Annotated in this window: 12 protein-coding genes; 9 read left to right on the top strand and 3 right to left on the bottom strand. The window is 55.3% G+C overall.

What is annotated here, in order from left to right; all coding sequences use genetic code 11:
• The first annotated feature begins 124 nt into the window (after positions 1-124).
• Positions 125-2017, top strand: coding sequence for a hypothetical protein (locus IPN28_08825; protein ID QQS56392.1), 1893 nt, complete (start codon positions 125-127; stop codon positions 2015-2017).
• Positions 2018-2094: 77 nt separating this feature from the next.
• Here IPN28_08825 and IPN28_08820 read toward each other — a convergent pair whose 3' ends face one another.
• Both IPN28_08820 and IPN28_08815 read right to left on the bottom strand, forming a co-directional pair.
• The gene (locus IPN28_08820) at positions 2095-3216 is read right to left on the bottom strand and encodes a type I secretion C-terminal target domain-containing protein (protein ID QQS56391.1); all 1122 of its coding nucleotides are present in this window, start codon (positions 3214-3216) and stop codon (positions 2095-2097) included.
• Between the two features lie 195 nt (positions 3217-3411).
• Complete coding sequence (locus tag IPN28_08815) at positions 3412-5304, bottom strand: polysaccharide lyase family 7 protein (GenBank protein QQS56390.1); 1893 nt, start codon at positions 5302-5304, stop codon at positions 3412-3414.
• A 1119-nt stretch (positions 5305-6423) separates the two neighbouring features.
• Between IPN28_08815 and mobC the strand changes: the two genes are divergently transcribed.
• From mobC to IPN28_08790, 5 genes are all read left to right on the top strand, one after another.
• Positions 6424-6768: a plasmid mobilization relaxosome protein MobC gene (gene mobC, locus IPN28_08810; protein QQS58581.1), complete on the top strand. Its 345-nt coding sequence runs from the start codon at positions 6424-6426 to the stop codon at positions 6766-6768.
• Positions 6765-8081, top strand: a complete 1317-nt coding sequence (locus tag IPN28_08805) for a relaxase/mobilization nuclease domain-containing protein (protein ID QQS56389.1) — start codon at positions 6765-6767, stop codon at positions 8079-8081. Before mobC ends, IPN28_08805 begins: the two co-directional genes overlap by 4 nt.
• A 79-nt stretch (positions 8082-8160) precedes the next feature.
• A complete protein-coding gene (locus tag IPN28_08800; protein ID QQS56388.1) occupies positions 8161-8883 on the top strand; it encodes a hypothetical protein in 723 nt (240 codons plus the stop codon).
• Positions 8847-9143 (top strand): hypothetical protein, encoded by a 297-nt coding sequence (locus IPN28_08795; protein QQS56387.1) that lies wholly within the window; start codon positions 8847-8849, stop codon positions 9141-9143. Before IPN28_08800 ends, IPN28_08795 begins: the two co-directional genes overlap by 37 nt.
• Complete coding sequence (locus IPN28_08790; GenBank protein ID QQS56386.1) at positions 9140-9484, top strand: hypothetical protein; 345 nt, start codon at positions 9140-9142, stop codon at positions 9482-9484. The genes IPN28_08795 and IPN28_08790 overlap by 4 nt, the downstream gene beginning before the upstream one ends.
• A 47-nt stretch (positions 9485-9531) precedes the next feature.
• Here IPN28_08790 and IPN28_08785 read toward each other — a convergent pair whose 3' ends face one another.
• Complete coding sequence (locus IPN28_08785) at positions 9532-10203, bottom strand: antirestriction protein ArdA (protein ID QQS56385.1); 672 nt, start codon at positions 10201-10203, stop codon at positions 9532-9534.
• Positions 10204-10563: 360 nt separating this feature from the next.
• On the opposite strand from IPN28_08785, the gene IPN28_08780 reads away from it, so the two are divergent.
• The 3 genes from IPN28_08780 to IPN28_08770 all read left to right on the top strand — a co-directional run bounded on the left by IPN28_08780 (position 10564) and on the right by IPN28_08770 (position 14818).
• Entirely contained in the window at positions 10564-12567 is a 2004-nt protein-coding gene (locus tag IPN28_08780) for a DUF262 domain-containing protein (GenBank protein ID QQS56384.1), read from the top strand.
• Between the two features lie 200 nt (positions 12568-12767).
• Positions 12768-13553, top strand: a complete 786-nt coding sequence (locus IPN28_08775; GenBank protein ID QQS56383.1) for a DUF5131 family protein — start codon at positions 12768-12770, stop codon at positions 13551-13553.
• A 17-nt stretch (positions 13554-13570) separates the two neighbouring features.
• Positions 13571-14818: a three-Cys-motif partner protein TcmP gene (locus tag IPN28_08770; protein ID QQS56382.1), complete on the top strand. Its 1248-nt coding sequence runs from the start codon at positions 13571-13573 to the stop codon at positions 14816-14818.
• Positions 14819-14826 lie beyond the last annotated feature (8 nt).

Below are 14826 nucleotides of genomic sequence, written 5' to 3'. Positions count from 1 at the left end.
TCATGCGGATTTAGAGGTAAAAGTATGGGCTTAAGGGGCGGGTCGTCCTTCTATTAATTTTTTGACAAAACCTCAGCAAAACACTATTATTGAAAAAAAACTTATAATTTAATGAGGGGTCATTATGAGCGGTACTTCAGCCACATCTGCGCCTAAAACGCGTCCCACGCAGCTTATGCCCGAGGGCGAGGATGCCGTTAAGGCCTTGCAATCCTTGCTCCATATACTGGGGCTGAACCCCGGTAAGGTCGATGGTGATTTCGGAACGAACAGCAAGGCTGCCTACGACGAGGCCCGTGCGAAGTACAGTTTCCTGCCTGATTTAACGACTCGTCCCGATCAGTCGGCTCTTGAGCAGGTTTTCCGTGCTGTCGACCAGAATCTTCAAACGAACGTATCCTTCCAGCAGGATTATCTGCGGGGCGTTGCGGCAGAACGTGACGTTGTTGAGCTTCAGGGGGCTCTAGTGGCCGGTGGTTCGTGGGCGAATCGGCATTTGGGCGACCGGATTTCCGATGCTGAGTCTGTTGATATCGACGGTGACAACGGCACACTGACCCAACGCGCTAAGCGCAATGCGGCCACGCTGACCGGTGTTGCGACGATGCAGGCTTCGCTTAACCTGTTGATCGGAACCGAACTTAAGCCCAACGGCTTGATGACGGCAGAGACCCAAACCTCGATGCAATCCTATGCTGAGAAGAACGGTTTGCAGCTGACGGGCGATGTGCAGCAGAATTTTACGCTTGTGGTGCAGCATATCGATGAAAAGCAGGGCGATGCCCTGCGGGCGCGTGTGGGCGAGGTCTTGAGGACTGATTCCGATTTACGCGCCCCGGATGCCCGGACATTGGACGCGCAAATCGTAATGAACGGCTTTGCTCTGGATAAGGGTCTGGATGTTCGCACGGCGCCGGACTCGCGGCAAACGGACACGAGAATTACCGCTGAAAACTCGCATACACGGACGGTCATTGCGCCCCAGACGGGCGTTAGTCTGTCGTCCCCGCAACCCGCTCCAGTGGCAGAGGCGGAAGCAGAATCCGGGCCTCCGTTCGGGTTAAATGAAATGTACCGGGTCACTCGCAGAGATGTTTTAGAGGATGTGGCTTCGATTGCCGAGCGTCAGCGCGACAGCGCCGAGTCTCCGCAGCACATACTGGCTTATTCGGAGGAGTCTCGCGGGTTCCTGTTGATCAGTAAGGGTGAGGGGCAAAGTCCGGCTACTGTCTACCAGATTTCCGACCGCAATGTCGGGCAAATTATGAGTGGTATAAACGATAGTTCGATCGCCCTGGATACTTCGGCACGAAAGTATATCGCCGAGAAGGTGCATGGCGATAATCCTGAAACAAAAGCTTATGGATCAGAAGAGCTTCGCACGGCTTTTGCCCAACGTCCGACGCGGTTTACTGGGGACACACGGGAGATGCTCTTGACGACCAGTGTCAGGATGCCGGACGGTGCAGCCGTAACCTATGGGCTTGATAACTTTTATGACGGTCTGGATAATATGGATAGCAAACGCGATTGGGGCCATACGCCGGACCCGATTGCCGTGCGTGATTATGTGCTTGAACTGAAGGCTGCTGTCCGTGAGGTTCGGGAAGAGCGGCCAACGACTTTGCCTGAGTGGAAGGGGTTTGCCCTGAACGACCAGAATAGTGTTGAAATCAATGTCGGTGGGCAAACAACCCGAGTTCCCTCAGAAATCTGGAAGGGAGTCGCCGAGAATATGACTCAGACTCAGAGGGGCTTCTCAGTCGGTCGCAATGAATCGGCTGTTCTTAGAACATCTGAACCTTCCAACGGTTCCACATCTGAGGGTGGAAAGCCCGGAGGCGAACTGTCCGACCGTTTCGGGCAGGTGGGAGCCCCTGCTGAGACCACGAGTGATATCGTAACTGAAAACGCCACCGACGTTGCTGTAGAGCCGGCCGATGGGGCTGGGCCCGAGCCTGCTTTGGAAGGTGGGCCGACTCCTCAGCGTGCCCAGACGCCTGTTCGTGCAGTTTAGTACGATACGTAGGAATTCTTGTACTAAAAAAGCCCCTTTTGGGGCTTTTTCTGTAACTGGATTAATGATTTTTCTTTTTAAACGATCATCGTGCCGTCAGTGACGAGATCGCCCAGATTGATGCCCGAGAGGTCGATATTCTTGAGGATGGCAATCGTGTGGTAATCGTTGCCGTGGCCGTCCGCGTTCACCTTCAGGATCGAATCCGCGCCGCTGGCCACGAATTTTACGAAATCTGTAATATCGTCGCCCGGACCGAAGCCGTGAAGCAGGTCGGAGATGTCGATCTTGTCATTTTCGATGGCTGTGCGGGTGAAGTCGGTGATGGTGTCGATGCCGCCGCCGCATTTGTCGAAGACGAAGGTATCGTTGCCCAGACCGCCGGTCAGGGTATCGCAGCCCTTGCCACCGTTCAGGATGTCGTTGCCCGGCGCACTGGCGTGTACGCCGATCTCGTATTCACCGAAGATCACGTCATTGCCCTGGCCGCCGTAGAGCGTGTCGCTGCCCGAACTGCCGTAAAGCATGTCGTGGCCGTTCTGACCATAGATCGTATCGTCATCGCTGTTGCCGTTGATCGTGTCGTTGCCTGTGCCGCCGTAAAGACGGTCGTTGCCGGGGCCGCCCTCGATATAGTCTTTGCCGGAACCGCCGTAAACGAGGTCGTTGTCGGAGCCGCCGTGCAGGTCGTCGTCGCCCGAGCCGCCGATGACGATATCTTCGCCGGGGCCGGCCTGAACGTAGTCCTTGCCGGAATTACCAAAAATCACGTCCGCATCGGAACCGCCGTGGATTTCATCGTTGCCCTGTCCACCGAACAGATAGTCGTTGCCGGGTCCGGGGGCGATAAAATCATCGCCCTGACCGCCGAAGACGACATCGTCGCCCGAACCGCCGCTCAGAGTGTCATTGCCCTGATTGCCGAAAATTGTGTCATTGCCGACGAAGGTGCTGATGGTGTCATTGCCGGAGCCGCCCTGCGCGACATCATCGCCGATGGTGCCCGAGATAACGTCATCGCCCGTGGTCCCCGGAAGGGTGACCGTTGCCAGAAGGGCGGTCTTTATCACTGTCAGCACATCCAGAGCCTTTATTTCCGGCAGCTTGAAGAAATTGGTTTTGTCGTTGCAACCACCGCAATGGCCGTGCTTGTTATCCGGCTTATGAGATGTTTTGAAATGGTGAAACTTCCTGGTCATAATCGTTCAAGTCCTCTATTACGCAATAATTGTTTACATAAATACTGGCGGAGTTTATGAGATTTATGGAAAAAATGCAAATTCGTGAATTTGTATTGTTCTACAGTTGCTTAAGCACCTTGTGAGCTAACAAAAGGATTCTGCCCCGACAGATGCCGGGGCAGAAGTCAGACCTATTCAAGCGCATAATGGGTCTTAGACCAGAATGTCCTTGAGGTCGTCGGCGCTGATGTCCGTCTTGAAGACAGCCAGAAGCATGACCTTGTCGGAACCGCTGCTGCCGTCGGGGTCTATATAGAGGCCATCCCCGCCGGATACGGGCTTTATGGTCACTAAGCCGTTATCCTCCAGCAGGCCACCGAGGTCGATTTTGTCCTCCGCGACATTGAAGTCGAAGATGATGTCGTAGAGGTCCGGTGTCTGGTTGAAAATAAAGGTATCCGCGCCTTCACCGCCGGAGAGCTGATCCTGTCCCAGACCGCTATTGAGGATGTCATCGCCCTGACCGCCGTAAAGCTTGTCGGCGCCTGTACCGCCGATTAGGGTGTCGGCGTTATCGTCACCGTAGAGCGTGTCGTTGCCGATGCCGCCGTTGAGCAGGTCGTTGCCGTCATTGCCGATGATCTTATCGTTTCCGGAGTCGCCGTTGATTTTATCGTTTCCGTCCTGACCGTTGACGCTGTCGTTCCCGCCCTTGGCATTGATAACGTCATTCGCATGGTCGGAGCCAATAATCGTATCGCTCCCATCGGTGGGCTTGGTGCTCCCGGACGGCGGGGGCGGCGGATCGGGGTCCGGCACGGCGGCGGCACCATCGGGGTTGAAGCTGTTGACCTTGTTGCTGATGAACGCCTTGAAGATGGCGAGCTTCATCTCCGCCATGGATGTATCCTCAAATGTTACTGTCGCGCCGTCGGAGAGTTGGAGGACCACATCTGATCCACTGCTTTTGAGGTAAGCACTTTTGAGCATGGCGTTGGTGTAGCCCTTGAGCAGCAAAGTATCCTTTGCGCCTGTGACCGCGAAGTCGGTGATCCGCAGGCCGCCGTCTCCTCGTGAGACAACGAAAGTATCCGCGCCTTCGCCGCCGGTGGCGACATCGCTGCCCTTCCCGCCGTCGAGAAGGTCTTTGCCCGTTCCGCCGATCAGTTTGTCGTTGCCCTCCAAGCCATAAAGCTTGTCGTCGCCGTCCTCGCCATAGATCGTGTCGTTTCCGCTCTGGCCGCGCACGATATCCTTGCCGCCGCCAGCGCGGACCGTATCGTCGCCGCTTGTGCCGTTGAGGGAATTCCCGCTTCGCGTTCCGGTGATGACATCGGGATCGGGGGGCGGATTGTTGCCGTCAGGGTTCGAGGGGGAAAGACCGCCGAGGCCGCTGCCCGGCGTATGGCCGAAATCGAGACCGTAGAAGGAGGCCTTTGCCCGACCGGAGCCGGAGTCCTCGTTCGTGGCCAGATAAATGCCCGCCTTGAAGTAGAGCGAGTCCGATTGCCAGACCGCATTGATCGGTGTGGTGGAGGTATAGACCTTCCCGTCTGCGTGTACCTCAACTTTCAAGGTATCGCCGCGGGCGTCGATTTTGTAGGAAAATTTTTCTCCCAACGCGATGTCCGGCGTTTTTCCGTCCGCGCTCAGAAGATTGAATTTGATCTCCTTGTTGTTCGGACCAGCGCGGTCGTTGATGAAATAGACCGTGTTGTTTTCCCAATACAGGCGCACAAGCTCCTCATCCGCGCCGTGGATCTGCCCGACGACGAGGCGGCCGGGGTCGCCGTTCTTGAAGGACGGGACTTCATCGACTTTAAGGGTGGCCGTCATGGTTCCGCCCTGGCTGGGTTTCCAAGCGGCGCGCTTATCGCCGTTCATTTCGCGCAGTTCGGTGCGGGGGTAGGTCGAGCCACTGGTCGTTGCGCCGTCCGTGTGGGCGATAAAGACCATGCCGCCGTCGGCGGCGTCATAGAAGTACGGGGATTCGAATTTGTCGAGGTTTCTGATTTCGAGGGCTTCGCCGTTGATATCGCCCTTGTTGTCTACGGGGAGAGTGAGCTTCCAGTTCTTGAGATTAAAACGGTCAGAATTGTAAGGCATAGCATTACTCCTTTAAGCAGTGTTTATGGCCGAATCCAAAAAGCCGGATACAGCCGCGAAAAAACCGTAAGGTGCGAAGCCATTCTTAGTTCAAGGATCGCGGCAAGCCGCGAAGTTCAGTTTATTGTTCCCACCTTGGGTGGGCCGTCGAGGCACGGGACTATGATCGTGCCGGGAATAAAGCCGATTTGAGGCCAGAGGCTTCAATAAAGGCTGCTTCGATTTACGGTTATAAAAGGCTCAGTTGAAAAAAATGAGATAGTTTCTGATGGTTTGTCCTTGTGTCAGTCTCAGTTCGAATCAATGATGCGTATTTCGTAAATTGTGCATGGCATCAATTTTAGGTCAATAAAAAATGACTTATTCCGTAAGGGCGGGAGAACTGCTGATTACCGGAAATCGTTTTCCACCGTGGGGGATGGAGAGTTAAGGCCTGTGGATAGCTTTGTTCTTCAGGAGGGAAATTATTCAGGCTCAGGACTCATTAATTATGATAGAATGCAGCTGTTGCAGCGCTTCAGATGGCTGAGAGAAGGGTGTGGGCGCATCGGTCGTAGCGCATGGCGATCCTTCGCCAGTCTTTTAAGCGTCCGAACATGCTTTTATTTTGTGTCGTTGTTTGTAGAGCGTTTTATCGTATTTAATCTGGATTTTTCATTTCTTCTTTGGCGGGAAGCAAGGGACGATGCCCTTGGCTTTCAGAGCATTCCTTAACCAGTCGGCATCATAAGCGGTCTGCAAGAAGATTCTTTGTCTCTGGAAATCTGCCCAGCAGGAGGGCCGCACCTTTGTAATCGCTTATCTGGCCTTCGGAAAGCAACGGGGCGACAGTCTTGCCGTTGCCGTCGTACACGGCATGAAGCACTGAGTTCAGGTCACCTTTCGTCCGACCGATATGGCGGAGAGCGGCGAACTTTGTTCGAACGCTCTTTACGACACTCTAGCCGATTGGGAACACCAGCTTAAGCACGCAAATCTGCCGTTCGAGGAGATGTCCCCATGACACCTTCTCCGAACAAGATGGGCGGCGTCCTCGGCGAATTTCTCGCCGCCGCGCACGGCCAAGCCGTTGAATCCGCTGGGTCCAAGCAAAAGCATAAGCCGCAACACCCGTTCTCCATCCGCCTGACGCAGGAAGAGCGGGAACGGCTGGAGCTTGAGGCCAAGGGCAAGCCCCTGAGCGTCTACATCCGCGAACGGCTTTTGGGTGACGGCACGTCTCCCCGCAAGCTCCGGCGCAAGCCTGCGCCCGATCAAGCATTGCTGGCCAAGGTGCTGGGGATGCTCGGCCAGTCGCGCCTCGCTAATAACCTCAACCAGATCGCCAAGGCCGCCCATATCGGGGTGATCGTCCTCACGCCCGCCCTGATCGACGATCTGGAGCAAGCCTGCCGGGATATCCGCCTAATGCGCGATGCCCTTCTGACGGCGTTGGGATTCCCACCAGCAGGGTCCGGGCCATGATCCTCGTCGGCAATCAGCGCGGCGGGGCCAGAAACCTCGCCGCGCACCTTCTCTCCCCGGAGAATGAAAACGTCGAGGTCCATGAAGTGCGGGGCTTCGCCGCCGATGACGTGCCGGGGGCGTTTCAGGAAGCCCATGCGATGAGTCTGGGCACACGCTGCAAGCAGTTCCTGTTTTCCCTGTCCTTCAATCCGCCGCCGCAGGAGCGGGTGCAGACCGCGACCTTCGAAGATGCGATTGCCCGCGCTGAAACCAAGCTCGGCCTGACCGATCAGCCCCGCGTCATCATCTTTCATGAGAAGGAAGGCCGACGCCATGCCCATGTCGTCTGGAGCCGGATCGACACGGAAGAGATGAAGGCGGTCCAGCTCTCCTTCACGCACCGCAAGCTGCAAGACCTTTCGCGCGAGCTTTACCTCGAACATGGCTGGCGGATGCCGGACGGTCTGGCGGACAAGAGCCGCAGCGATCCGCGCAACTTCACGCTCGATGAATGGCAACAGGCGCAGCGGCAAGGACGCGACCCGCGCACGATCAAGACGGCATTGCAGGATGCCTGGGCGATCTCGGACAATAAGGCCGCGCTCGTCCATGCTCTCAAGGAGCGGGGCTTTAGGCTGGCCCGTGGGGACCGAAGAGGCTACCTCGCGGTCGATTATACGGGCGAAGCCTATGCCCTCTCCCGATGGGCGGGGGTGAAGACCAAGGATGTGCGGGCGCGGCTGGGCGAAGCCGACACGCTGCCCACCATCGAGGAGGCCAAGACGCACTTCGCGCAAGAGATGCGGCCCGCGCTCACCCGCTGGCAAGCGGAAATTCAAAAGCGCATCGACGCGCAGCACGCCCGCACGGAAACGCAAAAGCACGAACTCCTCCAACGCCAAACCACCGAACGGCAAGCCCTGTTCGAGGGGATTGAAGACCGCCGGATCAGGGACACCCAAGCGCGGCAGGGCCGCTTCCGCACGGGGATCGCGGGGCTATGGGACCGACTGCGCGGTGAGCACCGCCGCCTGCGGGAAGAGAATGAGAAAGAAGCTTATGATGCGCTGATGCGGGATCGGCGCGAGAAGGACGCACTGATCTTCGCCCATCTTGAAGCGCGGCGCGAGCTGCAAGAGCGGTACAGGCAGGAAGTCGAGCGGCTGCAAGACCAGCAACGCACTCTGACTGAAGACCGCGCCCGCTTCGAAGAAACGGCGCAAGCGCCCCCGGATGTCTCAGACCGCAAGCGGGAATTCCTCGACAGCCGCCGTGAGGCCGCGCAAGCGCCGGAACGCGCCCGCGCTCATTCAATCGAACCGGAACGATAGAAGAAATCGCATATCCCCCTGCGCGGAAGTCCCGAGGGGCGTATAGTGCGGGACTCCATGACTACAGGAGGACGCGCTTATGTCGCTCCTTGAACAGATGATCGCGCAGCATCAGGAGCGAATCCGGCTGCATCCCCGCGCCAAGCGGATCGCCACGGCCATGCTCGACCGTCCGGCATTGCTGCACTTGGTCATTCACCGTCAGCAGCAAAGCCTTTGGGCGGGGCATTTGCGTTCGATGATCTTCTGGACCGATGTCTTGAAATTCTATCCCAGCCTTTGGGAAGAGCGGCACAACCGCTTTGCTCAGAAATGGACGCCCGAGTTCAAACGGATCGTCACCTGCTATGAATACTCGTCACGGATGCCTGAGCGCGAGCTTCCGGCCTTCATGCGGAGGCCGCCAAGTGACAGGTATACGCGTCTTCCATCGACCTCGGATATGGAGCGCATTCTGGCCACGAAGACGAACGCACTCGCGGCGCATGAATGGCCGTGGCTGATCTTCCATCAGGCAGACGGGGCTGGGCGTGGCTATTTTCCCCATGAGCACGCCCGTGCCTTCACGGTCGCACAAACCGGGGAATGGACGGGAAGGATTCTTGGGCTTGCCGCGCCGGACCGGATTGCGGCGCTGCTCGGTATAAGTCTTGCCGATTATCAGGACGCACAAGTCCGCACGGACCGCTTGGCGGAAGGGCTTGATGCCTACACATTCGGCTATGCCTGCGATGAAATCCGGCGGCGGATCGAAGGGTATGACGCATGGCTGGACAAGCGGACCTTGGAACCTGCGGCATGACCGCCCACGCCAATGAGGACCGCAAAGAGCGGATCGAACGGCTGGAAGTCCTCGTGCTCGCGCTCGATCTGCATCCGCTCAAGACCAAGCGGTCGTTCGGTAAATTTCGCAAGTCTTTGGAAACCAAGCACAAAGGCAAGCTCGGCGATGCGCTGGAAAGGTTGCGCGAAGCCTTCCTCGAACTGCACGAGTATCGGCTTTATGAGGCATGGGCCATCTTGGACAGCCGGATGCGGATTGAGTCGATGGTGAAACATTGAACAACAGTCCAGCGCACAGGATTGACGGCAAAGAACGGGTGCATATCCTGACGCTCGTGGCAGCGGCGCGTCGGGTCGCCGCGCGGCATTTCAATGAACGGGATGCGGATATCGCCGCGATGTACTGGGCGGGTCGGCACGTCTCGAACGTGCTGGAATTGCCTTCGCCGCTGATCCGGCTGGCGATTGTGCTGGAGCGCGATCCCTACAAGCTGGCGGATTCCATCGGCGCATATCACGCCCTGAATGCCCGCGAGCCAGCTCGTTGCGAACGGGCATACCCTGAGTTTCTGGGGCTTTACGATCAGATGACGCGCAAACCGCTCACTGCGGTTGGGTGAGCGGCGGGAAAGCGCGGGAAGCCGCGCCTTCGCCGATGTGGTAAGGCTCAGTGTCGCCAGAAAATATGCACTTCCTCAAATCCGGTTTCGAGGGCGAGGATGTCATTGATTTCCAGATCGCGGGCCATGCGGTCCCAGTCGATGTAGTATTGCAGGTTCTCGGGAATCTTGGTGGTTTCCTCGGTCCGTTCCTGCGCGAAGTCGGCCACCGATGAATAAACCCCCGCGTAGTGGTCGCGCATCGTCTCCTTGGCTTCCTCAAGGTCGCCGCAATGCTCCATCAGCTTCGCGGCCACGGGGCCGTATTCGTCGATGAAGGCTGCAATCTCGCACACGCTGGCCATATCGGCGTATTCGCTGATGCCGACACCTTCGAAACCTTCATGGTCATGGATCGCCCATTCCTCGGCAAACATGATCGGGGACTTTGCCAGCATCGCCTTGATGCCCTCTCGGATATGCTCCTCGCCTTGCGTGGCGTCGATCCAGCGCCCGTGCAGGATGCCGTTATTGTATGCGGCCAGACACGCGACATAAATGCGGATTGCGCTTTCTTCGTCTTTGAGGTTTTCGGGGTGCTGGCCGAATTCAAGCTCGGCCAGTTCGAAGCCTTGCGCCTTGCGCGAGTCGATTTCATTCGGGCTGGCGTTGCGCTCCAGCTTGATCCATTGGCCGTTGGCATATTGGGGGTGTTTGCCCCAGAGATAGAGGTCCGTCATCGGAGGGTTTCCTTTCAATAGGAAGGGGTTGCTCATGCAACCCTGCCTCGTGGCGAACAGGGGGTGTGCAAGCGGAAAGGAGAATCTGCGGCGGGCGCACGGAGCCTTGGCGGAGGAGCCTCGGGAACCGCCGATTGTCCTTGAAGCGCGCTGAGGGGCGAAGCCCCTAAGCCTATTTGCGCGGAAGATTAAAATCAGATGGCCAATATCGCGTAAGCGGGTTTAGTCAATGAAAGCCCGACCGAAGGAGGCGTTCATTGGGGATGATGATTTTTCAGAATACTGATCAAGTCACTGTTTTGATTGAATTATCTCAATAAAAATGTATTTTGAAGGGTAAGGTGTAGAAAGGAGATTACTTTGAAAGCAGGCCCGGTCACAGTCCGACAGCTGCTAGAGAACCGTCAGCGGTTCTGTGTGCCGATATATCAACGCCACTATGTTTGGACTCGGGACAAGCAATGGGAACCTTTCTGGAACGACGTACGAACGAAAGCTATTGAGCGTCTGAACGGTCGAGAGCGACGCTTTTCTCACTTCATGGGAGCTGTCGTTCTTGAAGCCCGTGGATCGGTATCCTCCCGACAAGTGACCTCATTCCAAGTAGTGGACGGCCAACAGCGCTTGACTACCTTTCAGCTTTATCTGGCGGCGGCAAGAGACTACGCAAAGCAGGCAGGGTTTGAAGGCACCGTAGGTCTCATAGAGGGTTACCTATTCAATGAGAAAGAGCACCTCATGGAAGACCCGGAGGTTGAGCGATTCAAAGTCTGGCCGACAAAATTCGATCGTGGCCTATTCCAAGACATTGTAACCATCGGAAGGACAGAGCTCCGCAAGAAGTATCGCGTGCATTTTTACAAGGGCCGCGACAACATTTACGATTACAGCACTGTGCCAAAGCTGCTTGGAGCTTACGGGTATTTCTTCGACCGCATCAAGCACGCCGTGGAAAGCGATGATCTTGAGGACGATTTTGCCGAGACCACCGAACTCGACGAACAAGATGAAGACAGCGAGACTGAGACTGAAGGCGCTCTAGAGGCTAAAGATCAAGATAAAGCGGCGATGGAACTGCGGCTAGATGCTCTATGGGAAGCCCTAATTGAAGAATTCAAGGTCGTTGAAATCACGCTGGAAGATGGTGATGACGCGCAGGTTATCTTCGAAACGCTCAATGAGCGAGGCGAACCTCTGCTTGCAGCTGATCTAGTGCGAAACAACATTTTCCACCGTGCCGATGCCCGACGCGAGAAAGCGGAGAAGCTATTCGAAAAATACTGGAAGGATTTTGAAGACCCCTTCTGGAGCGAGATGGAAAAGCAGGGCCGCTATAAGAAGGCCCGCATTGAATTCTTTCTCTCCAATTTCATCGCGGGAAAAGTCGCCGGAGAAGTGACACTCTCCAAACTATTCAGTGAGTACAAAGCCTTCATTAAGATACAGGCTGGCAAGCCGCACGGCGGATATCCAACCGTGGAGGCTGAGCTTCAAGACCTCGGTGCGTATGGAAGACTGTACCGGCGACTGTTGGAGCGCGATGAAGGCGATCCGCTCGGACAATTCGCTAAGCTGCTTCATCCTTGGGACGTAACAACTGTCTACCCTCTTGTGCTTCGATTGTGGGCGGAAGAAGAGCTAGGGGATGAAGAGAAAAACGAATGTCTTTCGATTCTGCTGACCTTTATCGTCCGCCGGGCCGTCTGCGGGCTTACGACCAAAAATTACAATAAGTTTTTCCTGTCTGCACTTCGCCATTTGGAGGCAAAGGGATTTTCGCGACACAACCTAGCAAACTTCCTTACGGCCCAGAATTCTGAAAGCGCGCGCCTCCCAACTGATACAGAATTCGAGAGCGCGTGGCTCTCCGCTCCTATGTACGGACGCCGACTGACACCGCTGCGCGTCCGAGCCGTGCTAGAAGCAATAGAGCGCGAAAAGCGGCAGAAATTCCACGAAACAGATCAGCTTGGTGCTGATTTGTCAGTAGAACATGTCTTGCCTACAGAATGGGAAGAGCACTGGCCACTTCCCGACGGTACGCAACCGACGAGTGACGAAACGTTCCAAGCGATGTTCGCAAGTGAAGAGAACGATACCCGAGTCGGGCAAATTGTGCGACGGCGGCGTTTGTTGAATACATTCGGAAACCTGACCGTTCTAACCAAACCGCTGAACAGCAGTGTCAGCAACGGACCTTACGAATCCAAACGTGCTGCGCTCTCTGACCATTCATTGCTTGTAATGAACCGTGAAATCACAAAAATTGAAGATTGGAACGAGGCGGAGATCGAAGCGCGAGGGAAAAAGCTGCTTGAAATCGCGCGAGGGCTTTGGCCTTATCCGACTTCGACCACTTCGTGAATTGGAGGAGATCAGCCTTGCTTATCTTGAAGTTGCGACGACAAGGAAGGAATCCAGCAGCAGACTTGGTTGTCATTGATCGCCTCAGACAATCAATTAACATATTGAATCTTGTACTGTTTTACAGCAGTTTGCGGATGGAAACTGATTGACAATCAAAATGCAAAATGAGAACATAAACAGAACATTTGGTCGGTAGCATGGCAGAATCAAAAATTGAATGGACAGATGCAACGTGGAACCCGGTGGCCGGCTGCTCTCAAGCCAGCGCCGGTTGCACGAATTGCTATGCGATGCAGATGGCCCGCCGCCTAGAAGCAATGGGTGTTGAAAAATACGAGGGGCTGACGCGAAAGAGTGGCAAACGCACACTTTGGCGCGGAATCGTTCGGCAGGATTATGACGCGCTCGACATTCCTTATCGCTGGAAGAAGACGCGCAAGATTTTCGTGAACTCTATGAGCGATCTTTTTCATGCGAAGGTGAGCGATAAGTTCATTCTCGCCGTCTGGAATGTCATGCGTGAAACACCGCATCACCACTATCAAATCCTCACAAAGCGGCCTGATCGCATGAAGCACGCTTTGGAAACGCTCATAAGCGACGTTCTACCGAATGTATGGCTAGGAACAAGTGTCGAAGATGCCAATGTCATCGAACGGATCGACTACCTGCGACAGGTTCGTGCAAAGATCAGATTTATTTCATTCGAGCCGCTGATCGGATCGGTTGGATCGGTTGATTTGACCGGGATTCACTGGGCGATTGTTGGCGGCGAAAGCGGCACAGCAGCGCGTCCGATCAAAGAGGAATGGATCGACGAAATTCACGCACAATGCCTCGAATACGAAACAGCCTTTTTTTTCAAGCAATGGGGAACTTGGGGCAAGGACAACAAGAAACGTTCCAAGAAGGCCAATGGCCGAGAGTATCGCGGCAAGACATGGGATGAAATGCCGGACGTGCATCATCAGCATGCCGCTTAACAACGACAGGGGTAGCATTGGTCAGTAAGGCTTATGATTGGAATGGCGGTGCGGAGCTTGACGAGCACACGAAGCGAAAGCACAAAGTCCTTCGAGAGTATTTTCGGGAATACCTTGTTACGCGTTGTCAGGTACGCCATCAGGAACGCTTCCGGTTAGCGGTCATAGACGGTTTTGCAGGCGCAGGTCGGTATAAATGCGGGACTGCCGGGTCACCGCTGATTTTTCTGGAGACGCTCGATCAAGCAGCCCGCGAGATCAATGTTCATCGCGCTGCCGAAGGGGCACGCCCTATCCAGATCGAATGTTTTGCCATGTTCAATGATGCGGATGTGACTGCTATAGCGGCGCTGCGCACCCATACAGCGGGGTTGCTCGAAGGCATCAGAGCAGAAAATCAGCACTTGCATATTCAGGTGGAGTATTTCGAGGACGATTTCGAAACGCTCTATCCGCGTATAAAGTCATTCCTGTCCGAGGGACGCTATCAGAATGTTCTCTTTAATCTCGACCAGTACGGATACTCGAAGGTTAATCCGGTGCTGCTCAATGATATCATGGGGACTTGGGCATCTGCGGAAATATTTCTCACCTTTGCTATCAAAACACTCCTGACCTACTTCCCGACCGATGAAGCGAAAAACAGACTCCTTGCCGATCAACCCGAGTTGAAGAAAGAGATTTATGCTTTTCTCCACGACGGCGGGACTACCATCAATAAGCGAGAATGGCTTGGTGTTGCTGAGCAGATTGTATATGACCAGCTTAAGCTGGTTGCGCCATTTGTCAGTACGTTTTCAATCCACAACCCGGATGGCTGGCGCTACTGGCTGATCCATTTCGCCAATCGTGCACGCGCACGCCAAGTTTATAATGACATCCTGCACGAAAACAGTACATCGCAGGCGCATTTCGGGCGTTCGGGATTGAACATGCTTTCATTCAACCCTGCCGAGGAAGGAATGCTTTATCTGTTTACGGATGAAGCACGCGAGCAGGCAATCAAGCAGCTACATGAGGACATTCCGAATACAATTCTGGAGCACGGGGACTCTCTCGGAGTCGAAGAATTTCATTTAAGTGTTTACAAGGAAACGCCCGCGCATAGCCGCGATATCCATCAAGTTCTCATCGACAATGATGATCTCGAAGTGCTGACCCCGACAGGCGGAGAGCGCCGCACGGCCCATACGATCAAGACGGGTGATACGATCCGTTTGAAGCGCCAACGCAGCTTTTTTCCAATGTTTCCGAAAAAAAGCTGAATCGAAGT

The organism is Alphaproteobacteria bacterium, from assembly GCA_016699735.1.
Taxonomy (GTDB): Bacteria; Pseudomonadota; Alphaproteobacteria; order Micavibrionales; family Micavibrionaceae; genus JAGNKE01.
Note: the sequence above shows the minus strand (reverse complement) of the source record. Positions and strands in the feature narration are given on the sequence as shown.